This window comes from Alistipes shahii WAL 8301, from assembly GCF_025145845.1.
In the GTDB taxonomy this organism is placed as follows: domain Bacteria; phylum Bacteroidota; class Bacteroidia; order Bacteroidales; family Rikenellaceae; genus Alistipes; species Alistipes shahii.
In genome coordinates, this window is sequence record NZ_CP102253.1 from 2,514,825 (window position 1) to 2,535,709 (window position 20,885).

The 20,885-nt window shown below is 58.8% G+C and carries 17 protein-coding genes and 1 tRNA gene; all 18 read right to left on the minus strand.

The genetic code is table 11. The annotated features are described in order from the left end of the window. Positions 1-58: 58 nt before the first annotated feature. Positions 59-589, minus strand: a complete 531-nt coding sequence (locus NQ492_RS10655) for a hypothetical protein (protein ID WP_231839919.1) — start codon at positions 587-589, stop codon at positions 59-61. Positions 590-1,332: 743 nt separating this feature from the next. Next, positions 1,333-2,265, minus strand: a complete 933-nt coding sequence (locus NQ492_RS10660; protein ID WP_015547527.1) for a hypothetical protein — start codon at positions 2,263-2,265, stop codon at positions 1,333-1,335. Positions 2,266-2,436: 171 nt separating this feature from the next. Continuing rightward, positions 2,437-3,669, minus strand: coding sequence for a site-specific integrase (locus NQ492_RS10665; protein WP_044054507.1), 1,233 nt, complete (start codon positions 3,667-3,669; stop codon positions 2,437-2,439). A 116-nt stretch (positions 3,670-3,785) separates the two neighbouring features. After that, positions 3,786-3,859, minus strand: a tRNA-Arg gene (locus tag NQ492_RS10670). A gap of 132 nt (positions 3,860-3,991) precedes the next feature. Beyond that, the gene (locus NQ492_RS10675; RefSeq protein WP_044054508.1) at positions 3,992-5,053 is read right to left on the minus strand and encodes a TlpA disulfide reductase family protein; all 1,062 of its coding nucleotides are present in this window, start codon (positions 5,051-5,053) and stop codon (positions 3,992-3,994) included. Positions 5,054-5,063: 10 nt separating this feature from the next. Further along, complete coding sequence (locus NQ492_RS10680) at positions 5,064-6,107, minus strand: TlpA disulfide reductase family protein (protein ID WP_015547529.1); 1,044 nt, start codon at positions 6,105-6,107, stop codon at positions 5,064-5,066. A gap of 25 nt (positions 6,108-6,132) precedes the next feature. After that, the gene (ruvC, locus tag NQ492_RS10685; protein WP_022062499.1) at positions 6,133-6,750 is read right to left on the minus strand and encodes a crossover junction endodeoxyribonuclease RuvC; all 618 of its coding nucleotides are present in this window, start codon (positions 6,748-6,750) and stop codon (positions 6,133-6,135) included. A gap of 69 nt (positions 6,751-6,819) precedes the next feature. Next, the gene (locus NQ492_RS10690) at positions 6,820-7,878 is read right to left on the minus strand and encodes a TlpA disulfide reductase family protein (RefSeq protein ID WP_015547531.1); all 1,059 of its coding nucleotides are present in this window, start codon (positions 7,876-7,878) and stop codon (positions 6,820-6,822) included. 4 nt (positions 7,879-7,882) lie between these two features. Then, positions 7,883-8,920 (minus strand): UDP-3-O-(3-hydroxymyristoyl)glucosamine N-acyltransferase, encoded by a 1,038-nt coding sequence (gene lpxD, locus NQ492_RS10695; RefSeq protein ID WP_044054509.1) that lies wholly within the window; start codon positions 8,918-8,920, stop codon positions 7,883-7,885. A gap of 12 nt (positions 8,921-8,932) precedes the next feature. After that, positions 8,933-9,403, minus strand: a complete 471-nt coding sequence (gene coaD, locus NQ492_RS10700; RefSeq protein ID WP_015547533.1) for a pantetheine-phosphate adenylyltransferase — start codon at positions 9,401-9,403, stop codon at positions 8,933-8,935. Between the two features lie 72 nt (positions 9,404-9,475). Continuing rightward, entirely contained in the window at positions 9,476-10,015 is a 540-nt protein-coding gene (locus tag NQ492_RS10705) for an RNA polymerase sigma-70 factor (RefSeq protein WP_229028749.1), read from the minus strand. 110 nt (positions 10,016-10,125) lie between these two features. Continuing rightward, entirely contained in the window at positions 10,126-11,703 is a 1,578-nt protein-coding gene (locus tag NQ492_RS10710) for a beta-N-acetylhexosaminidase (RefSeq protein WP_259872906.1), read from the minus strand. A 69-nt stretch (positions 11,704-11,772) separates the two neighbouring features. Continuing rightward, positions 11,773-12,852, minus strand: coding sequence for a BT_3987 domain-containing protein (locus NQ492_RS10715; RefSeq protein WP_015547535.1), 1,080 nt, complete (start codon positions 12,850-12,852; stop codon positions 11,773-11,775). A gap of 20 nt (positions 12,853-12,872) precedes the next feature. Continuing rightward, a complete protein-coding gene (locus tag NQ492_RS10720) occupies positions 12,873-13,733 on the minus strand; it encodes an endonuclease/exonuclease/phosphatase family protein (protein ID WP_229104312.1) in 861 nt (286 codons plus the stop codon). Positions 13,734-13,764: 31 nt separating this feature from the next. Continuing rightward, positions 13,765-15,531 carry a RagB/SusD family nutrient uptake outer membrane protein gene (locus NQ492_RS10725; protein WP_015547537.1) on the minus strand — a complete coding sequence of 589 codons (1,767 nt, stop codon included), beginning with the start codon at positions 15,529-15,531 and terminating at the stop codon, positions 13,765-13,767. A 20-nt stretch (positions 15,532-15,551) separates the two neighbouring features. Further along, on the minus strand, positions 15,552-19,061 hold the full coding sequence (locus NQ492_RS10730; RefSeq protein WP_259872907.1) for a TonB-dependent receptor: 3,510 nt from the start codon (positions 19,059-19,061) through the stop codon (positions 15,552-15,554). A 130-nt stretch (positions 19,062-19,191) separates the two neighbouring features. Next, positions 19,192-20,193: a FecR family protein gene (locus NQ492_RS10735; protein WP_015547538.1), complete on the minus strand. Its 1,002-nt coding sequence runs from the start codon at positions 20,191-20,193 to the stop codon at positions 19,192-19,194. 78 nt (positions 20,194-20,271) lie between these two features. Then, complete coding sequence (locus NQ492_RS10740) at positions 20,272-20,865, minus strand: DUF6549 family protein (RefSeq protein WP_044054512.1); 594 nt, start codon at positions 20,863-20,865, stop codon at positions 20,272-20,274. Between the last annotated feature and the right edge of the window lie 20 nt (positions 20,866-20,885).

Sequence of the window (20,885 nt, forward strand, 5' to 3'; positions counted from 1 at the left end):
AGTGAGTTAAAAAAACTTGGGGAGCGAGCGGCGAAACCCGCTCCCCTCGTTCCGCAGTTTAGTTCAGCAGGTCGGTGATGTCCTCCATTGCCTCGGCAGGCATTACGACTTTGCCGTTGGGAAAGTGGTACTTTTTGGCGAGGTAGCCGATGCCCTCCTCGCTCTCGTTGTACTCCTCGGAGGTGATCGGGGTCAGTTTCTCCACCTCGGCGGCCACCTCTGCCAGCCACTCGGACTGACAGCAGATTTCACGGTCGGGTTCGAACTCCGTCACTTCGGGCAACTCCTTACCCATCAGGAACGCCAGCAGGTAGTTCCAGATTTGGGCGTTCAGCAGGAGTTTGCCATCCAGTTCGGTGTACCCCTTACGGATTCCGAACCAAACATATCCGCATCCAGCCACGTCTACACGGGTGGTCACGATCAGGGTGGTAGCCCCTGCCGCAATCGCTTTCGTCAGCGTGCGGAACATTTTGGCGTTCCCTGCGGGCCTGATTTTAATTACTCGGAGGTTCGTTTTCTCCTCCTGTTCTTCTGCGCGGTTCCCAGCTACCTGCTGTGATGCCGCATTTTCTGAAATTACGTTCATAGCTTTAATGTTATTAAATTTAATGTTCATGTTGTCATCGATGTTTGTAAGCGTTTTCATAATCGTTATCTTTTTTATTAAGTTTTGTTGCCGCCTCTTTCGGGCTGTCGGCTACTCCCTGCAACCTTGGTCGGCCGTACGCTCCGACCTCGTTTACGACTGCAAAAGTGGTCGATTTTTTTTGCTTCTCCGAGCCTTTCGAGGTAGAGGTTGCAGGCTATATTCAGACCTATTCTTTACCTCTGTCTTTTAATTGGTTACATTTTGCGTTTCATCGGTCGTTTTTTTAGTTCAACCTCCACTTTCGGGCTTTCGGTTTCTCCCTGCGGATTCATCGGCCGTACGCTCCGATTTCCTCCGCTTGCAGTATATAAAACACTTGAACACGCCCTTTCGCTAATCGGCTCGGGGTAGAGAATATCGGCTTGTTTTCAGCCTGTTCTTTACCTCTGTTCTTCACTCCGTTGCAAAGAGCCGTTTTCAGTCGTTTTTTCGTTCGGTACATTGTCTTGTCGTTATTGATTACGCTGGCAAATATCAGCCATTTTTTCGCGTTTTCCGAGCCTTTCGAGGTAAACAATGTCGGCTGTTTTCATGCCTATTATTTACCTGCTCGTCAGTTTCATATCGGGTTCTTCTACTCTGTTACGATAACGCAAAAAACGCTCTTGGGTTTCGGCGGAACAGGTAAAGAAAAAGGGTGCATTTCTGCACCCATTCTCTACCTGAAATATGTCGGTTATTCAGAATAAATCCTTATGAACGATATTGTCCGTTACGATGTGTATTCGCTCGAACTCGACAGACGGGAATTTCGGTATCTTTTCCCCGCCGTATTTCTGTACGTTCTTCTTTATATAGCCGATGTCGGCGCGTATGTTTTTGGGGTTGAAAGAACCGTCATAGCCTTTATAGGAGGGATAGCACCCGACGAAGCGGGTGTAATCGTAGATCAACCTGCAAAGTTCGTTCGGCGTGTCGGGATTCTCGGACATTGCGTTTTCTTCATGGAGCATCCGATAAATCCCGTATGCGACAATCGGATAGCGCGTATTCATCGGTTTGGCTCCTGCCGACGGTTTGCGTCGTTCCAATTCCTGCCGTGCATCTTCGGCGGTCTGAATGTCGGGGAAATAATCGGCGAGTTCCTTTCGGATCAGACGGAACAGCCAGTTATTCGTATTGGGAATCGTCTGCGGTTCCTGCTTGCGGCTGTTGGTGCGCAGGGTCACGGGCATTTCCTGTTCTCCGACACGTTCGTACAGGTTCCGATGCCGTTGTTCGGTTTCTTCCATAAAAAGCATCAGTTTCGCCCACTCGCCCTTATAGGTGTTCCAATCTTCCCAATATCCGCGTTCGTATAACTCCTCCTCGTTGAATTTGCGGTCGGTGATGATGTAAGCCACGAATAAAAGGGCTTCACGCAATCGATCGGTCAAAAGGGGCGTTTCTCCGAACAGTTCCATATAAGCGTCATAATCGAAACGGTTAATAGGCAAATATATCTCGTGATCCTCTTGGATCGCTTTGGCGGCATGTTTGCCTGTACTCAATTCGATTTCATTTTCAAAGTAACCCAGCGTAATGCCGAAATAGTTTTCCAGCAACGGGGCGATTTCCCGTAAGGAGCGGGTATCGGTAGCCAAACAGCCTTTCGAGCCTGTAAGTTCGTTCATAAGCGGTAATTGTTTCAACGAATTTACAAAATTCCGCTTTCTGACGCAACTGACGACCGCAGAAAAAAGAAAAGGGACTACCCGATTAAATCGGATAATCCCTTAAAAGGTAGTGACAAACTCGGTTGCGGGGGCTATAAGATAGACCTTTTTTCAAACCTTGTCACCTCCTCACAATAAATTCTGCATGGCCGCATCTATCTGCGAGTTCTCGAACGAATCGAGGTAGATTTGCGTAATCTTTTCCGAACTGTGCCCCAGCGATTCGCTGATGATGGATGTCGAAACTCCCGACCTTTTGAGCACGGTGGCGAACGAGTGCCGAGCAACGTATGTCGTGAGCGTGATAGGCAGGTGTAGATGCTCGCCGATTAGTTTCAGATAGCGATTTATCCGCTTGTTCGTCCGTTGCACCCGTCCGTACTGCTGTTGTGCCGTAACGTGAACAGAACGCCTTAAAACAGGGAAAATGTAATCCTGCGGATGTGCGTTCGGTTGACGGTACTTGTCGAGAATGTCGAGGGCGGCGGGTTGGAGTTGGAACGACAGGAGTTTACCCGTTTTCTGACGGTTGAAAACCAGCCTCCCGTCCACGATGTCGGTATAACGGATGTGCAGAATGTCTGTCAGATTGATGCCGCACGACAGATAGCTGAACAGGAACAAGTCCTTTGCCAGTTGCAGGAACGGTTTGGGGTACTTGGTCAGCGTCCGCACCTCGCAATCCATAATCCGCCTTATGTCCTCTTTTGTCAGCGACCGTTTGGCCGTGGCTTCCTTGAATCGGCTCACTTTGAACGTGTCGAAAGGGTAGTCCGTTTTCTTGATTAGCCCGTCGGTGATTGCGCTGTTGTAGAGCACCCGCAACGAACGGAAACGGATGCCGATGGAGTTGTCGGAATAATGCCGTTCCACCCGCAGCCATTGTTCGTATCGTTTCAGCCACTCGGCGTCGATGTCTATAAAATAAAAGTCCAGCGAACGGCAGAATTTCGTCAGCGAGGTGCGGAGTTCCTGAAAGGTTTTGGCGTTGCCTACACGTTTCTCGGCCAGCAGGCGGTCGATGTAGTCGTTCAGATAGTCGCCGACGGTTCGGCGCACGACCTTGCGGGATGCCTTTTCAACGAGTGTGTTCAGCGTGTATTCCTTATCGCTGGTCTTGAAATCCATGACCTGACTTTGGAGTTCCTGCGTTTTCTGTTGGATAAGGGCTTCGATGCGTTCTTTGTCGGGACAGTTACGGCGCGGTTTACACTTTTCTGCATCCCAGTATTGCGGAGCGAGGGAAATGTGCAGACTGATGTACTTTCGTTTTCGGTTTTTCGTCAGCCGTAACATAATGGGATGCTGACCGTTGGATAATGTTTTGGATGTGTAGAGTACCGCCTCGATTGTCGTGTTCATCGGGAAAATTCGGTTTACACATTGGTTTACACAAACTGCGTAAACCGACGGAAAACGGGCTGAAAACAAGACACGAAAAAACCACCTACATTGCTGTAAGTGGTTGATTTTGAGAGTGACACCGACAGGACTCAAACCTGTAACCTTCTGATCCGTAGTCAGATGCTCTATTCAATTAAGCTACGGTGCCGAATTGCGAATGCAAATGTAGGGCAAAAATCCGAAACACGCAAATAATTGCTTAAAAAATTTAGTAAAAAAGATGATCCGGACGACGGGTGTTGTGCCATCGTTCGGATTATCAGTCGTTTAAAAAATGACGCTATTTCATCAATTCCTCCAGCCGGGACTGCAATTGCCTGCCGGGAAGGTTGCGGGCGACGATCACGCCGTCGGGCGAGATCAGGAAATTCGACGGAATGAAGCGGATGCCGTACATTGCTGCGGCAGGGCTTTGCCTGCCGCAGCCGGAGGACAGCACGTTCGTCCACGGCAGGTCGTTTTCGGCGAGAAACCGCTGCCAGCGTGCCGCATCGTGGTCGATCGACACCGCGTAGATCGAAAATCCGCGTCCGCTGAATGCGGCATAGGCTTCTTTCAGGTAGGGGATTTCCCGGCAGCAGGGACCGCACCACGTGGCCCAGAAGTCGAGCAGCACCCAGCGGCCGGGTCCTGCGAGCGACGAGAGGGCGACGGTCTCTCCGTCGGCGTCTTTCAGCGTGAGGTCCATGTAGGGTCGGCCGACGGACGAGCGTTCGACGGCTTCGATCTCGCGCCGTACGCTCGCCAGCACGGGGTGGTTCTGCAATTGGGCGGGGAACTGCGCGAGCCGTTCGCGGGGCTTCGCCGGGTCCGCATCGGTGCGGCGGGCGTAGAGGAATGCGCCCAGCAGGTTGTCGCGGTTGGCTTCCAGCGCGTCGCCGGGAATCTGCCGGTAAATCCGTCCCAGCGAGTCGAGTTTCCGCCTGCGCTCGGGTGTGTCCGGTTCGTTTTCCAGTGCCTGCAGGACGTTGCCGAGCGATACCTGCGCGGCATTCATGGCGTTGAATGCATCGTTGAGCGGCGTTCCGGTGAACTGGAAGCCGCGTACGTCGCCCGTGGGCTCGAGCCGGATGTCGGCCGCTTCGAGCAGGATCGGCGCCCCGATACGGCGGTCGTTGTGCGTCAGGTTGGCGATCGTCGGTTCGGAGACGTGTCCGCGGATGCGGAACGAACTGTCGCGGCGTATGACCGTCGTGGCCAGCACCGAGTCGTTCTCGTAGGGCGAGCACAGGCGGAGCGTGTCGCCCGGAGCGAGGTCTGCCCTGCCCGAAAGGGTGTAATTGGGGCCTCCGCAGCCGGATAGCGCCACGGCGGCGAGGATTGTCGGGCAAATTCTGTTCATCGGAAAGTCTTTATTTGAGTACTTCTGCGAGTTTTTCTTCGAGGTGTTCGCCGCGCAGGTTCTTCGCTACGATTTTACCTTCGGGTGAGATCAGGAAGTTTGCGGGGATGGAACTGACGGCATAGAGCGCTGTTGGATCGAATCCTCCGCCTTTTTTCTGTGCCACATTGATCCAGTTCATGCCTTGTTCGCCGATGATGTTTTCCCAACGGGTCAGGTCCGTGTCGAGCGATACGCCGTAGATTTCAAAGCCTTTGGCGTGAAAGGTTTCGTAGGCTTTCTTCAAATGGGGCACTTCGTTCATGCAGGGCGTACACCATGTGGCCCAGAAGTCGAGCAGCACCCAGCGGCCGGGACCTGTGAGTGACGAGAGCGCAATGGTCTCTCCGGCGGCGTTTTTACAGGAAAAATCGGTATAGGGTTGGCCGACAGCGCTCCGTGCGGTGGCCTGGGAGGCATCCTGCGACTTTTTCAACATCGGATGCGCTTGTATTCCGGGGGTGAATTGCGCCAGCCGGGCTTTGACTTTTTCGGGATTGTCCTTGATGTTCTGGAATTCGTAGCTGTTGAAGACCCAGGCTCCGAAAACATTGTCGAGGTTGGCGTCTACGGTTCGGGTATAGAGTGCATTCATTTCGGCCAGGATCGCTTGGAGCGACTGCCCCGGGGAGCCTTTGCGGAGTTTGTCTCCGAAGGCGTACATCGCTTCGTCGAATGCTTTTTTCCGGTCGTTGAGCGGTGTTCCGCAGACGACATAGCCGAATGCGGGATCGTATTTCTCGATTCGGATTTTTCCGGGTTCGAGGAAAAGCCAGGCGGGGTGGTTGGTTCGCTTCGCGTTGGCCAGGAAAACCAGGTCGGGAGTCGTAACGGTCCCTTGCAGCGAAACGGTCGTGTCGGCGTTCACGACACCGGCGGCGAGCACCGTGTTGTCGGAAGCCAGCAGATAGACCGAGTCGCCCGGAGGCAGTTCGTAGCGGCCTGTGATGGTGTAGTTTGCGCCTCCGCAACTGCATAGCAGGGCGGCGAGGGCGGTGGTCAGAAGGTTTTTCATGGCGGTGGGTAGTTTGGTGTTGGTTTTATTTGATCTCCCGGTCGGGATTCTTTTTCAGGAATTGCTCCCAGCTCTGCGAGCCGCCCTTGGAGGCGGCTTTTTTGCCGCCTCCGAGCCCCTTGACGCGTTCGTCGCCCAGCGCGGCGTTGAGCGGACTGGCCGAGGTGAAGTAGTGGCACAGGGCGACGGCCATGCCGTCCGTGGCGTCGAGCCGCTTGGGAGGGCGGTCGATGGCGAGCGTGCGGCAGACGATGGAGGCCACCTGCTCCTTGGCGGCCGATCCGCGGCCCGTGATCGACTGTTTGATGCGCATCGGGGCATATTCGAAAACGTCGATGCCGCGGCTCAACGCTGCGGCCATGGCCACGCCCTGCGCCCGTCCCAGCTTGAGCATCGACTGCACGTTCTCGCCGAAGAACGGCGACTCCAGCGCCACTTCGCGCGGGGCGTACTCGTCGACCAGCGCTCCCACGCGCTCGAAAATGTAACGCAGTTTGGCGTAGGGGTCGGGGAGCTTATGCAGGTCGATGTCGCCCAGCACCACCGAGCGCACCGTGCGCCCCTCGATCTCCAGCACGCCGTAACCCATGTAGTTCGTGCCGGGGTCGATGCCCATGATTCTGTATTTCTCGACGGATTTCATCTGCATTTTATGGAAAAAGCCCCTCCTTCCGGCTGTACGGAACGGAGGGGCCGGAATGTCGTTGGGGAATTACTGGGCCAGCAGTTCCGAGATCTTTTCGTAGAGCGCCTCGCCGCGCAGGTTCCTGGCGACGATCGTGCCCTGACCGTCGATCAGGAAGTTCGACGGAATGCCCTGGATGGCGTAATCCTTGGCGGCTTGGTTGTCGAAGCCTTTCACCTCGCTGACGTGCAGCCAGTTCATGCCGTTCTGCTCGACGGCGCCGAGCCAGTCGCCGCGGTCCTCGTCGAACGATACGCCGTAGATTTCGAAACCCTTCTTGCGGAACTCGTCGTAGGTCTTCTTCAGGTGGGGAACTTCGCCCATGCAGGGACCGCACCACGAAGCCCAGAAGTCGAGCAGGACATATTTGTTCGCCGGATTCCTGACCACCGATTCGAGCGATACCTGCTCGCCGTCGGCATTGGGCTGTGCGATGTCGATGAACGGCTGGCCGATGTCGGTCTTGATCATCTGCTCGGCGTTCTCCTTGAGCCGCACCAGTGCGTCGGTCTGCTGCATCTCGGCCGGGAATTTGGCGATCTCGTCGAGCAGTTCCTGCCCCGAAAGCTCGTAGCCGAGCTGCTGGGACAGCAGCATCACGCCGAAGAGGTTGTCGCGGTTCTGGTCCAGGACCGTGCGGGTCAGCTGTTCGTACTCCTGTTCGATGGCCTCGCGACGCTCGGCGGTGGTTTCCGGATTGCGGAACTCCTGCACGAGGGCGCTTCCGGCCGTGGCGTAGGCGTCGCTGGCGTCGTTGGCCGGCGTGCCCGTCACCTTCTTGCGGTAGGGGTTCTGTGCGTCGTCGGTCACGTTGATCGTGCCCGGTTCGAGGATCAGCATGGCGCCGAACGTCGCCCCGTCGTCGCGTGCGTCGCGCAGAATGGCCGTCTGCGGTTTCTCGGCTACGCCCTCGAAGCGGAACACCCCGTTGGTCACGGCCGCCGAATCGAGGATGTTGTCCTTCTCGTCGAAGAGGTAAACCATGCTGTTGGCTCCTTCGACCTTGCCGTCGACGACGTACTTGTTTTTGTTGGCGCAGCTGCACAACACGGCTGCCGCCGCTGCGAGGATCAGGATTTTTTTCATCGAATTATTTTTTTGTGAGTTCTGCAAGTTGTTTTTCCAGCGCGCGGACCTGCTGCGCCAGTTCGGGCAGGCGTTTGAACACGGCTGCCGAACGGTGGTACTGCATGCCCGGGAGGGCGGGGTATCCGAAGCGGATTTCGTCGTCGGGAACGTTCTTGTCGAGTCCGCTCTTCGAGCCGACCTTCACGCGGTCGCCGATGGTGACGTGGTCGGCGATGCCCACCTGACCCGCGAGGAAGCAGTTGCGGCCGACCTTCGAAGTTCCCGCGATGCCGGTCTGGGCCGACGACACGGTGTTCTCGCCGATCTGCACGTTATGGCCGATCTGGATCAGGTTGTCGAGTTTCACGCCCCGGCGGATGACGGTCGAGTCGGTCTTGGCGCGGTCGATGCAGGTGTTGGCGCCGATCTCCACGTCGTCCTCGATCACCACGTTGCCCAGCTGGGGAATCTTGTCGAATCCGCCCGCGGCGTTGGGCATGAACCCGAATCCGTCGGCGCCGATCACCGCCCCTGCGTGGAGGATGCAGTTCGCACCCACGATGCAGCCTTCGTAGATTTTGACTCCGGGGTAGAGCGTGGTGTTGTCGCCGATCCGGACGCCGCGGCCCACGTAGACCTGGGGGTAGATCTGGCAACCCTCGCCGATGACGGCCTCCTCCTCGACGACCGCGAAATCGCCGATGTAGCACTCCTGACCGACCTGCGCCCGTTCCGAGACCGATGCGCGGCCGCTGATCCCCTTGCGGCGGGGTTTGGCGGCGTTGTACATTTCGAGCAGTTTCAGGACGCAGGCGCCCGCGTCGTCCACCTTGACGAGCGTCGCGGCTACCGGCTGCGAAGGCTCGAACGCACGGTCGACCAGCACGATTGACGCGCCCGTGGTGTAGAGAAACGGTTCGTATTTGGGGTTCGTGAGGTAGGCCAGCGATCCGGCCCTGCCCTCCTCGATCGACGAAACGGTGTGTACCTTGGCGTCCTTGTTGCCGACGATGTCGCCGCCCAGGAATCCGGCGATCATTTCGGCTGTAAATTCCATCATATGTTTCATATGTTACAGGTATTTGTTAATATCTATTCCTATGGGCATGAACTCTTCCACGGTGCGGCCGAACGAAAGCACCTCGCGCACGGTCGACGACGAGATGTCGGCCACGGGCGAGGGGGTGAACAGCATGACGGTCGTGATGTCGGGGTAGATGCGGTGGTTGGTGGCCTCCATCGTGCGTTCGTACTCGAAGTCGGTGGTGTTCCTCACGCCGCGGATGATGGCGCAGGCTCCTGCCGCCTCGGCGAATTCGCCCGTCAGCCCGGTGTAGATGCACGCCTCGACGCGCTCATCGCCGCGGTAGATGTCGTCGATGAGCCGCTTGCGGTTCTCGACCGTCAGCAGCCCCTGCTTGGAGGTGTTGTTGCCGATGCCGATGATCACGCGGTCGAACAGGTTCAGCGCTTCGTCGACCAGAGCCGCATGGCCGCGCGTGAAGGGGTCGAACGACCCGGGGAAGATTGCAGTGCGTTCCATATCGGACAAAGGTAGAAAAAAAACGGAAAAACAGCACGTTTTCCCGTTTTTATTCATTGCAGCCGCGGCGGGTCACTCCTTGTGGAGCAGACCGCGCAGGCGACGCAGCGCCTTGCTCATCTGCGCTTCGACGGTCTTGACGGAAATATGCATTTCGGCGGCTATTTCGGCGTTCGAGAGCTGCTCGTTGCGGCTTTTGAGGAAGATGTCGCGGCAGCGGCCGGGCAGCTGCGAGACGGCCTCGGCCACGAGCTGCGTGATCTCGTCGGTCTCGATCTGCAACGACTCGGGGCTGGCGAAAACCTCGCCTAACTCTTCGAACGGAATGTAGGAAAAACGGTCGTCGCGCAGGCGGTTGAGCGCCCGGTTGCGCACGGCGCGGAACAGATAGGCGCGTACCGAGACGGTGATCCGCAGCTCGGCGGCGTGCTGCCAGACATGGGTGTAGACGTCGAGTACGACCTCTTCGGCCGAAGCGCGGTCGCGGAGCCAGAACTCGGCGAAGCGGCACAACGGCGCATAGTAACGGTCGAACAACTCCCGGAAGGCGGCGATTTCCCCCCCCCGTTCGATTCTCAACCACAGGTGAACGTCGTATTCGTTATCTGACATGGCGTGTCGTAAGACTGTGTAAAAGTACTAAAAATCGGGATTCCCCGAAAAGCCGTTGCGGAAAAGCAGGCCGCAGGGTGGGGAGGCGACCCGCTTTTCCGCGGCTTTGTTCACTCGATGTCCTCGAAGAAGAATTCCGAGAATTTTAGTTTTGCGTTTCCGTAAAGTTCCGGCAGGAGCCTTTTGGCCCGTTTTTCGAAATCGTCGTAATCCTTCCGGTCGTATGCCCAGGCGATTTCTGCGATGGCGGCCATCCTGGGGAGCGTCATTCGCTGCACATGGCCGAAATCGGCGATATATTCGGTCCATACGTTTCCCTGAATGCCGAGGATATTCCTGTACTCGGCGGGTTTCAGGCGGTCGTAGGGATCGAGTCGGTAAACCTGCCTCATGGAGAGGTACCGTGTGGGTCCTATCGGCTCGTACTTCTCGGGATCGGAAGTCTGCGAGTAGTCGAGGTAGCAGTTCCACTTGGGTGTCATGATGACTCGGTTTCCCTTCCTCGCGGCGTCCGTTCCCCGGAACTGATCCGTCCAGGCCATGATTACCGCTGACTTCGATATTCCGCCCTGCATGATCTCGTCCCATCCGATCAACTCGCGTCCGTGCTCGTGGAGCCACTTTTCGACGCGGTGCATGAAATAACTCTGAAGTTCGTTTTCGTTTGCCAGTCCCTCCTCCCGGATGCGCCTCTGGCAGGCGGGGCACTCCTTCCAGCGCTCCTTGGGACATTCGTCGCCCCCGACGTGTATGAATTTCGAGGGGAACAGGTCGAGCACCTCTGCGAGCACGTTTTCCACGAATTCGAAGGTCTCCTCCTTTCCGGCGCAGAGCACGTCCTTGGAAATCCCCCAGTGGGTCCATACCTCGTAGCCCTTGCCCCGGCATCCCAGCTGGGGATAGGAAGCCAGCGCCCCGAGCATATGCCCGGGCATGTCGATCTCGGGAATGACCTCGATGTAGCGCTCTGCGGCGTAGGCCACGATGGCGCGTACGTCGTCCTGGGTGTAAAAACCGCCGTAGGGTTTTCCATCGTATCGGTTGCGGCTTTCGTCGGTCTTGTCGTATCGGCCGATGACGGTCTCCCTGCGTACGGACCCGATCTCGGTCAGCAGGGGATAGTGTTTGATCTCGATGCGCCATCCCTGATCTTCGGAGAGATGCCAGTGAAATACGTTCAGCTTGTGCATGGCGAGGATGTCGATGAAACGCTTCACCTCGTCTACGGTCCAGAAATGACGCCCGGAGTCGAGCATTCCGCCGCGGTGTGCGAAGCAGGGTTTGTCGCGGACGACGACCGCGGGTACTGTTCCGTCGGTAGCGACGAGTTGGCGGAGTGTCTGCAAGGCGTAGAACACGGCTTGCGGGGAGCCTCCGAGAATTTCGACGGTACGGGGCGTCACGGCAAGAGTGTACTCCTCGGCGGCGAGGGACGGGGATGTCCGGAGACGGATTTCGCCCTTCGCGGCCATGGGTATTTCGCGCCCGATGACGGGTTCGATGTCCGTTGCGAAGATTTCGGCGGGACGCCGGAGTTCTCCTTCGGCGGCGATGGCGGTCTGGGCCGTGATCCGAAACTCTCCCCTGGCTTCGGTGATTTCCGCGGGGCGCGGGATGATGTCGATGCTCCGGGCGGAGCCGGCTGCCGCGAGAAGTGTGGCGAAGATTAGTAAAATGCTCTTTCTCATTGGATTGGGGAAGGGTGGTGGTTGAAAAAGCCGCCTGCGGGAACGCTCCCGCAGGCGGGTGATAAGGGATCAGTCGAGGTCCAGTTCTTCGAGATTGCCCCAGACTTCGAATTCGGCGAATGTGCCGCCTTTGTAGGTCATCGGCGTCGGTTTTACGCTCGACCCGCTGTTCCACGACATGTGGAGCGTGAAGCGGATGTAGCGCGCCCGCTGTATTTCACCCAGATAGACCGAGTTATGGAGCGAGTGGGACATGATTCCCTCGTCGGGCTTCGTCCCGGTGAACCGTTCGCTGTATGTCCAGTCCGCGTCGTTCTCCATGCCGTCGCCCGTGATGGTCTTGGCCGTTTCGATCGTGATGTCGCCCGGAGGATTGTTCAGGGCGCCGTCGGCTTTGGTGCGGGCCGTGATGCGGACGCCGCGCACGGTCACCTCCTTGCCCATGTCGAAGACGAAATAGAACGGAACGTAGACCACCGGACCGACGGATGCCTTGAAATTGTAGGTCCAATAGCTCGCCGGGTTGCCGTCGAGCACGTCCTTGGCCCACCCGGTCTTGGGATTGCCTTCGCCCGGGGTGTATTCCGAGGTGCAGTGGACCACTTTCCAGCCTTCGCGGTCGAGCAGCTGGGCGGGCGGCAGCACGCGCTTGTTGAAGAGGATGTAGTAGACGTTGCCCTCGTCGGAGGTCTGCGCAGCGTCGTCGCCCTTGATCTGTTCGATGGTGATCGGCAGCAGGTACTGCTCGCCGTCGGGCATCTTCTCGCTGTTCAGCGTCACCTGCGCCGTCGACGAAACCTCGTTGTAGCGGGGCAGGATCACCTCCTTCTTCGAAAATTCGTAGGCCTCGGCCGGTACGAGTTCGTACGACGTGTCGTGGGCCTTGTTGTAGGCGTCGACCAGCGTGCGGTCGACCTTGAAGGTCACGGTGAGGTTCTCCGCACTGACCGACCGGGCGACGGCCCGGATGTCGATCGTCTGGGTTTTGGGTTCGAGCAGCGAGATTTGGAGCGGCTCGGCCCCGGCGTTCTGGATCGCCAGCACCGCGGGCCCGTTCAGCCCCGTTCCCGGATCGTCGTCCTTGCAGCCTCCCGACGCAATCAACAGCGCGGCGGCCGCAACGAGACGGATGGAAGCATATCGTTTCATGGTCGTGTTCGTTTTGGGTTCTACTTGTTTTTGGCCGGGAGTTTGATGTCGAGCATCACCGGCAGGTGGTCCGAGGCTTTCGTCACGTCGCCCGACTTGAACCAGCGCAGGATCTGCGAGCCTACGACTTCGCACTTCGGCGTGCCCTTGAGCTGCATGATGTAGTCGATGCATTTCGAGGGATTGTCCGACGGGAAGGTCCCGAATCCGGTGATGGTCAGGATCTCCCAGTCCTTCTGGAGCAGTTTGCCCGTCTCCGACGAGGGTGTGGCGTTCATGTCGCCGCCCAGGAAAACGGGCTTCCCGGAGTCGCCGTAACGTTCCTTCATCGTTTTGGTGATCAGTTCCACCTGTCCCAGCTGCGCCTCGGAAGAGACATGGTCGAGGTGCGAGGTGCAGATCACGTAATCCTCCATCTCCATGACGACCAGTACGCGCGGCTCGGCGCCCACGCCCTTGGGCAGGGCCACCGAAAACTTATTCACGGCCTTCTTGCGGGTTGTCACGCCCTCGCCGTATTCGCCTCCGTCGTAGGGCATGGCCGCACCGTATTCGAAGTCCCAGCTGCCCATCAGGGATGCGAAATGCTTGAGCTGGTAGACGTGGCGCGTGCGGTTGGTGTTGTTGTCGAGCTCGTTCATGCAGATGGCGTCGGCGTCGATCTCCTTCATCATGTCGGCGATGAGCTGGTAGTCGTCCTTGATGTATTTGTTGAAGATTCCGACATTGTAGGTCACCAGACGTGTCACACCCTCGCCCTTGGAGTTGTCGATCGAGACGTGGGGCGGAATTTCGGTGTCGTAAAACGGTTCGTCCTCCATGCAGGCTGCGGCATTGCAGGCCAGGCCGAGCATCAGCAGGGTCATCAGGTATTTTTTCATGAGTTCCAACATTTTTCGGTTTGTTTTGCGGTTAAAAATTCAGTCCGTCGTTCCATCCGGGGTTCTGGGTCAGGGCGCCGCCCGTCAGCGAGCGGTCGTCGGTCGGAATCGGATAGAAATAGTCGCGGGTTTCGTCCCAGATGCCGGGGTTGTTCTTGTGTGGCGAGATGTAGCCGTGGTCGCCGTCGGAGAAGAGAATGTCCTGGTCGATCACCAGTGTCAGTTTGGCCGTGGTCGAGGGCGTTTCGCCCTTGGTGGCGAAATAGACGTCGGGCGTTCCGTCGCCGTCGATGTCGTACTCGCCCTTGGCGGGGATGTAGAGGCCCAGCAGCGGTTGTTCGAAGGTCTTGCCCTCCTTCCAGCGCATGATGTCGTAGTAGCGGAATCCCTCCATCGCCAGCTCGATGGTGCGTTCGCGGCGGATTTCGAGGATCACCCCCTTGTTCGCACCCGTGACGTTGGGATAGCCGGTCTTCGCATCCGACAGGTAGGGGTCGGGGTTTTTGTTGGCGTCGTCGAGGATCAGGTTGGACATGCCCACACGGTCGCGCAGCCGTTTGACCGAGAGGTTGATGTCCTCCTGCGTGAGGGTTCCCAGCTCGGCCTTGGCCTCGGCGAAATTGAGGTAGACCTCCGCCGAGCGGAAGATCGGCAGGTCGTTGAACGACTTGTTGTAGGCGTCCTGCGCCGTTCCGGTGACGAACTTCACGACGTGGTAGCCGGTGATCGAGTTCGCCAGGTCCGGCGCTAGCTTGGTCGTGGCTCCGATACGCGTGTATCCCGGCGTGCGGATGGTCTGGGCCAGGCGCGGGTCGCGGTTCGAACACTGCTGCTTGAACTCCATGGTTTCCCAGCCGGCCTTGTCCGTGAATCGCGAACCGTCGGCCATCAGGTAGCTGTCGACGATCTTGCGCGTCATGCCCGGTTTGCCGTACGAGGCGCTGATGGTGTAGAAATTGGCGTTGTGGAAGACGCCCAGCGCCGAATTATAGTCGCGAGCGAGGATGACCTCGACGCTCTGCGCGTTCTCCGAGGCGAACAGGTCGCGGTAGCTGGTGGCCGGTCCGGTCGCGGTGTAGAGCGAATAGCCGCTGTTGGTGATGAATTCCTCGGCTGCGTCGGCGGCCTGTTCGAGATACCATTTCCAGTCGTGTTCGTAGCCGTCGATGCCGTGGTACTTGCGGAACGTGCCTTCGAAGAGGCAGAAGCGCGACTTGAGCGCCAGCGCCGTCCATTTCGTCACGCGGTAGAGATCGCGTTCGGCCGGCAGATAGCGGATGGCGAAGTCGATGTCCTCGATCATGCGCTGCATGACGAATTCGCGCGAGTCGCGGGGACGCTTCAGCTCGGGGTCGGCCGAACCGAGGGGCTTGGCATACCAGGGCACGTCGCCGAAGCGCTTCACCTTCTCGAAATAGAAGTAGGCGCGGAAGAAACGGGCCACGGCGTCGTAGCGGTTGCGGATGTCGGTGTCCTTGCAGTTGCCCGAGTATTCGAGCAGGGTGTTGAACTTGCGCAGGTCGGTCCACGTCCAGCCGCCGCCCGAGGCGGGAATCGTGCGGCCGTCGCGCATTTCGGCGGCGATTTCGTTCTTCACGATGTTGTCGTAGCCTTCGTTGTAAAGGCCGTCGCCGGGGAAGATCGTGTAGAAGGTGTTGCTGAAGGCCTGCAACTCGTTTTCGTTCGAGAAGAAGGTCTCGGGCGACATCTGCGCCAGCGGATATTTGTCGAGCCAGTCCTCGCACGACGAAAGCGTCAGGGCGCAGCCTACGGTCAGTATCGATAGAATCTTTTTCATAACTTTTCTCATTTAAGCGGTTAGAAGGTGACGTCCACGCCGAACATGTAGGTCCGCTGCCAGGGGTAGAGACGCAGGTTGCCGTTCGTGGCGGCCATTTCAGGGTCGATGTAATCCGAGCGGATGCCCGACCAGGTAAAGAGGTTTTCGCCCGTGAAGTAGATGCGCAGGCTCTCGATCAGCGCCTTGCGGGTCCATTGCCTGGGCAGCGTGTAGCCCACCGTGAGGTTTTTCAGACGGCAGTAGCCGATGTTTTGCAGGTAGCGGTCGTTGACGGCCGTCAGCTCGCGGTTGGTTCCCTGCAGGGCCGTGTAGCCGCGCGGACGGGGGAAATAGGAGTTCGGATTCTCCTCCGACCAGATCTGCGTGTGGAAGTTCTTGGGGAGGTAGGTGGCGTAGGGACGTGCGTAGGGACCCCAGAAGGCCAGTGCGTTGGCGGCCGGGTACCAGTCCTGGCGGCCGATTCCCTGGAAGAAGATCGAGAAGTCGATGCCTGCCCATTGCAGCGCCAGCGTGGCGCCGTAGTGGTAGCGCGGCTGGCTGTTGCCGATGATTTCGCGGTCGCCCGGATCGTCGACGGTGTTCTTGCCGATGGAGATTACGTTGTTGTCGTCCAGATCGCGGAATTTCAGGTCGCCGGCGCGCAGTCCCTTTTCGGCTCCTGCCGAGGCGTTGATGATCTCGTTCACGGTCGTCTGGTCGACGGGGTAGTTGCGGGCTTCCTCGTCCGAGGCGAACAGTCCGTCGATGCGGTAACCCCAGATTTCGCCCCAGCGCATGCCTTCGTAGTATTTCTTGGCGAAGGAGCGGTCGGGGTTGTCGAACTTGGTGATGTTCGAAACGTAGTCGTTGAAGGTCAGCGTCACGCTGTACGAGAACGGACGGCGCAGCAGCTGGAACTCGTCGCGCCAGTTGAGCGAGAGCTCGTAGCCTTTGGTGCGCAGGTCGGCGCTGTTCATTTTCGGCGAGTCGGCGCCGTAGGTGGCCGGCAGGGCGATGCCCGCGGTGAGCATGTCCTTCGTGTCGCGGATGTAGAAGTCGGCGGAGAAGGCCAGGCGGTTGTTCAGGAAACTCATGTCCACGCCGAGGTTCTTGTGGATGCTTCGCTCCCACGAGAGGTCGGAAGCCACCGGGGCCGAGATGGTCGCCGTGGTGGGCTTGTCGCCGCCGAACAGGTAGTTTTGACTCCCGATCGAGATTTTGCGGATATAGTCGTAATAACCGACGTTCTGGTTGCCCAGTTGGCCGTACGAGAAGCGCAGTTTGAGGTTGTTGAACTGGTCGCGGATGCCGTCGAAGAAGGCCTCTTCCGAGACGCGCCATCCCAGCGAGAACGAGGGGAAGAAGCCCCAGCGCTGCCCGCGCTTGAAGCGCGATGTGCCGTCGTAGCGGCCGCTCGCCTCGACGAGGTATTTGCCCTTGTAGTCGTAGTTCAGACGGCCGAAGAAGCCCATCAGGGCGTATTCGTTCTGACCGCCGCCTACCTCCATGCGTTTTTCGCCGTCGGCGCCCTGTCCCACGAGGTTCAGGTCGTTGAGCGTTTCGGAGAGCAGGTTGTAACCCGTTGCGGCCACGTCCTTGAGGAATTTGGTCTCCCAGTTGAAGCCGACCATCGCCTTGAAGTTGTGGTCCCGGGCGAAGGTGCGTTCGAACGTGCCGTAGAGGTTGGCCTGATAGTAGGTGTGGGTCATGCTCTTTTCATAGAGTTTGTCCTCCATCTTTCCGGACGTGAGCGTGTTTATTTCACCCGGATACTGCGAGTACTCGGTGTTGACCTGACGGTTGGTGTAGCGCGTGGTATTGAACATGTAGGTGAAGTTACCCTTGATCTCCAGCCCTTTGACCGGGGTCCAGGTCAGCTCCGTCGTGGTCGACATGTTGTCCGTATGGTCGTCGTTGGTGTGGCCGTCTTTGTTGAGGATCGTGGGCAGTCCGTCCATGATCTGGTAGTTCGAGAACGACGTGTTGTAGACGCTCGTGCCGTCGGGGTTGACGGGAACGAACGAAGCCAGTCCGTGTACGGTGCTCCACGAGAAGGCCGTATTGACATCGCTCGGGCCGGGGTAGAAGTACTTGTAGTTGTAGTAGCTGGTGTTGTTGCTCACCTTCAGCCACTTGTTGATGTCGAAGGTGATTTTCGACCGGAATGTGATCTTCTGGAGCTTGTCGGGATGCTGGCGAAAAAGTCCCTCCTCGCTGTAATAGCTGCCCGAGAGCAGATAGTCCACACGGTCGTTGCCTCCCGAGAGCGAGATGCTGTGGCTCGTGTTCGGGTGCTCATCCTTGAACAGGTAGTGATACCAGTCGGTGTTGCCGTAGTAGACATAGGTGTCGCGGCCGTCGCGCTGGTCGATCTTGACCCACGGGCGGTCGGGATGCTCCGTGCGGTCGTTGCGGCGCGCCCACAGCTCCATCATGTCCTGTTCGGTGTAGCGCGTGTAGTTGTTTCCGGCGTAGGAGCGCCAGAAGAGGTCGTTGAGGTAGACCGAGTAGTAGCCGCGGGTCTCGTAGTCGGTCGAGGTGGTGGGTTCGTTCCAGCCCCAGCGGCCGCTGTACGAAATGCGGGTCTTGCCCGAGGAGTCGCCGCTCTTGGTCGTCACGAGCACCACGCCGAATGCCGCACGGGCGCCGTAGATGGCCGCCGCCGAAGCGTCCTTGACCACCGAGATCGAGGCCACGTCGTTGGGGTTGATCTTCATCAGGTCGCCTTCGGCGCCGTCGACCAGCACCAGCGGCGAACCGCCGTTGATCGAGGTGATGCCGCGGATGTTGAGGCTGGCCGGATTGCCCGGGCGTCCCGACGAAGTCGAGACCGTGAGTCCCGGGACGGAGCCTTGCAGCATGTGGGCCACCGAAGGCGCCGACCGGTTCTGCAGCTGTTTTTCGTCCACCGTGGCGATGGCGCCCGTGAGGTTCACCTTTTTCTGGGTTCCGTAACCCACGACCACCACGTCCTCCATCTTCACGGCGTCCTCCGTAAGGAACACCTTCACGTTGTTCTGCGTGGCGGGGACGGCGACTTTCTTGCTCACGTAGCCCAGATAGGTGAAGCTGAGCGTTATGTCGGCGTCGGGGACCGTGAGCGTGAAGCTGCCGTTGGCTTCCGTTACCGCACCGCGGGTGTTGTCGCCCACGAGCGTGACGGCCACGCCCGCCAGCGGCGTTTCGGACGAGTCGTTGACGACGCCTGTGATCGTGCGCTGCCGGGCCGGGGACTTGCGGGCCGGGATCAGGGCGATCTGGCGTTCGGTGATGGTGAAGTTCAGCCCTGTCGGGGCGAGCATTTCCTTCAAGGCGGCTGAAATCGGCATTCGCTTCGCCTTGAGGCTCACGTGTTGGGAGAGGTCGGTCTGCTTGGCGTCGTAGAAGAACGTGTAGCGGGTGTTCTTCTCGATGCGGGATATGGCCTCCGAAAGCGGGATGTCCGTGAACTCCATATCGAGCGTCGGTTCCTGCTGCGTCTGGCCGGATACAACCGTCGTACTGCCTGCGACCAGCAGCAAGAGGATTGCAAATAGTCTGAAGTGCATCATGGTTGAAGTTTTAAGTTTGTGGAAAGTTTGCGGCGGCATTGGTCATGGGCCGCTGCGGTAAGGTCGGGTAGGGGGTCGGTTTATCGCTTCATAGGCAATCGGGTTTTTAAAGGTCGTAATGCAGGGTTTATTCGAGTTCGGAAATCGTGACGGTGTTGTCTTCGGCGAACGTGTAGGCGATGGGGTTGATGCGGCTCATGATGCGCAGGATCTCTTCGAGCGGTTCGTTGGTAATGGTGAACGTGTAGGCGTAGTTGTGTGCGAGGGCCGGGGTGATGTGGATTTCGGTGTCGTACCAGCGTGCCATGTAGCGGCAGATTTCGCCCAGCGACTGCCGTTCGAACGCGAGTTTTCCCGCGGCCCAGCAGGATTCCATCGCCACGTTGCCGCGACCGATGACCACTTTGCGCGTGTCGGGGTCGTAGCAGGCGATCTCCCCGGGACGCAGCAGTCTGCGGCTGCCGCGCCCGGTGTCGAGCGACACCGAGCCTTCGACCAGCGAGACCGACACGCAGCGGTCGGCCGCGGTGCGGACGTTGAATTTCGTGCCGTGGACGTTTATTTTCAGCCCTTCGACCTCGACGGTGAAGGGGCGTTCGGAGTCTTTGGCCACCTCGAAGAACCCTTCGCCGCGGAGTTTCACGCGGCGTTCCCCGGCGGCGAAACGGGCGTCGTAGGTGAGCGTCGATCCGCCGTGGAGCCAGACCGTCGAGCCGTCGGCCAGCCGGGCCTGCGACTTGCCTTCGAAGGCGCAGAGCCGCTGTTCCGCCGTCTCTGCGGCGGAGCGGAAGAGGTCGGCGCGGGTTGCGAAAAGGGTCACGGCGACTGCCGCGGCGACAGCTATGGCCATTTGCAGCAGGTGGCTCCGGCGACGTTTCGGGAGCTGGTCCGCATGCGGAATTTCGTAGGTTCCGATCCGTTGCTGCAACTGCCGCCACAGCCGGTCGCGGTCCGGCTCGTAAGCCGCGGCCCGCTGCTGTATTTCGCGCCATACGCGGGTCAGGTTGTTGTAGAAGCGGCGGTTTTCCGCTTCGGCGGCCCATCGGTCGAATTCGCGCTGTTCGGCCTCGCCGAGCGTGCCTTTGAGGGCGCCGACCAGAAGGTCCCAGGTATGGTTGTCCGGATTCATGGTTTGCTGTCGTTTCCATTGTGACACGAAAAATCCGGCCGACCCCTACGGGACAGCCGGATTTTTGCGGAAAATTTTTCAGCGTTCGATTTTCACGTACTCCGCATAGACGATCCGTGTGTGGGGATTGGTCGAGACGATCTCCTGCCGGAGGGCCTTCGTGCCCCAGCGGATGAAGAGGAAACGGCGCGGGATGCGGTGGACCGCCTGGCGCAGGGTGTCGACGCTGCGGATGCGGCAGGCGGCCGAGTCGCGGCCGATGCGTCCTTCGACCGAAATCCACGGGTCGCGCCAGCGGAACATCCGGACGGTGTCGCGTACGGGGAGCGTGTCGTGTATCCGGACGACGACGGTGTCGCGCAGCGGGGTGCGGATTTCGGCGTCGGTGACGGCGACGGCCTTGGCGGCGGCTTCGAGCCTGCGGAGCCGGATGCCGAGGCGCCGGATCTGCTCGGCGTCGGCCGCGCGCAGCGTTTCGAACTCCCCGCACCGCAGCCGGAGGGCCTGCACCGAGGCCGCCTCCGCGCCCAGTCGTGTGCGGTAACGGGTGACGTCGGCCGCCAGGGCCGTCTGGTTTTCGACCAGCCGCCGGTTCTCGGCGCGGTAATGGCGGCAGGTGAAAAACAGCAGTGCGGTTGCAAGAACCGCATACGCAAAGAGGTATTTTTTCACGATTTTCGGGTTTTGGTTCC

Excerpts from the sequence above, each read along its gene's own strand:
- NQ492_RS10655 (WP_231839919.1), bottom strand. The coding sequence starts at position 589 with ATGAACGTAATTTCAGAAAATGCGGCATCACAGCAGGTAGCTGGGAAC.
- NQ492_RS10660 (WP_015547527.1), bottom strand. The coding sequence starts at position 2,265 with ATGAACGAACTTACAGGCTCGAAAGGCTGTTTGGCTACCGATACCCGC.
- NQ492_RS10665 (WP_044054507.1), bottom strand. The coding sequence starts at position 3,669 with ATGAACACGACAATCGAGGCGGTACTCTACACATCCAAAACATTATCC.
- NQ492_RS10675 (WP_044054508.1), bottom strand. The coding sequence starts at position 5,053 with ATGAACAGAATTTGCCCGACAATCCTCGCCGCCGTGGCGCTATCCGGC.
- NQ492_RS10680 (WP_015547529.1), bottom strand. The coding sequence starts at position 6,107 with ATGAAAAACCTTCTGACCACCGCCCTCGCCGCCCTGCTATGCAGTTGC.
- ruvC (WP_022062499.1), bottom strand. The coding sequence starts at position 6,750 with ATGAAATCCGTCGAGAAATACAGAATCATGGGCATCGACCCCGGCACG.
- NQ492_RS10690 (WP_015547531.1), bottom strand. The coding sequence starts at position 7,878 with ATGAAAAAAATCCTGATCCTCGCAGCGGCGGCAGCCGTGTTGTGCAGC.
- lpxD (WP_044054509.1), bottom strand. The coding sequence starts at position 8,920 with ATGATGGAATTTACAGCCGAAATGATCGCCGGATTCCTGGGCGGCGAC.
- coaD (WP_015547533.1), bottom strand. The coding sequence starts at position 9,403 with ATGGAACGCACTGCAATCTTCCCCGGGTCGTTCGACCCCTTCACGCGC.
- NQ492_RS10705 (WP_229028749.1), bottom strand. The coding sequence starts at position 10,015 with ATGTCAGATAACGAATACGACGTTCACCTGTGGTTGAGAATCGAACGG.
- NQ492_RS10710 (WP_259872906.1), bottom strand. The coding sequence starts at position 11,703 with ATGAGAAAGAGCATTTTACTAATCTTCGCCACACTTCTCGCGGCAGCC.
- NQ492_RS10715 (WP_015547535.1), bottom strand. The coding sequence starts at position 12,852 with ATGAAACGATATGCTTCCATCCGTCTCGTTGCGGCCGCCGCGCTGTTG.
- NQ492_RS10720 (WP_229104312.1), bottom strand. The coding sequence starts at position 13,733 with ATGAAAAAATACCTGATGACCCTGCTGATGCTCGGCCTGGCCTGCAAT.
- NQ492_RS10725 (WP_015547537.1), bottom strand. The coding sequence starts at position 15,531 with ATGAAAAAGATTCTATCGATACTGACCGTAGGCTGCGCCCTGACGCTT.
- NQ492_RS10730 (WP_259872907.1), bottom strand. The coding sequence starts at position 19,061 with ATGCACTTCAGACTATTTGCAATCCTCTTGCTGCTGGTCGCAGGCAGT.
- NQ492_RS10735 (WP_015547538.1), bottom strand. The coding sequence starts at position 20,193 with ATGAATCCGGACAACCATACCTGGGACCTTCTGGTCGGCGCCCTCAAA.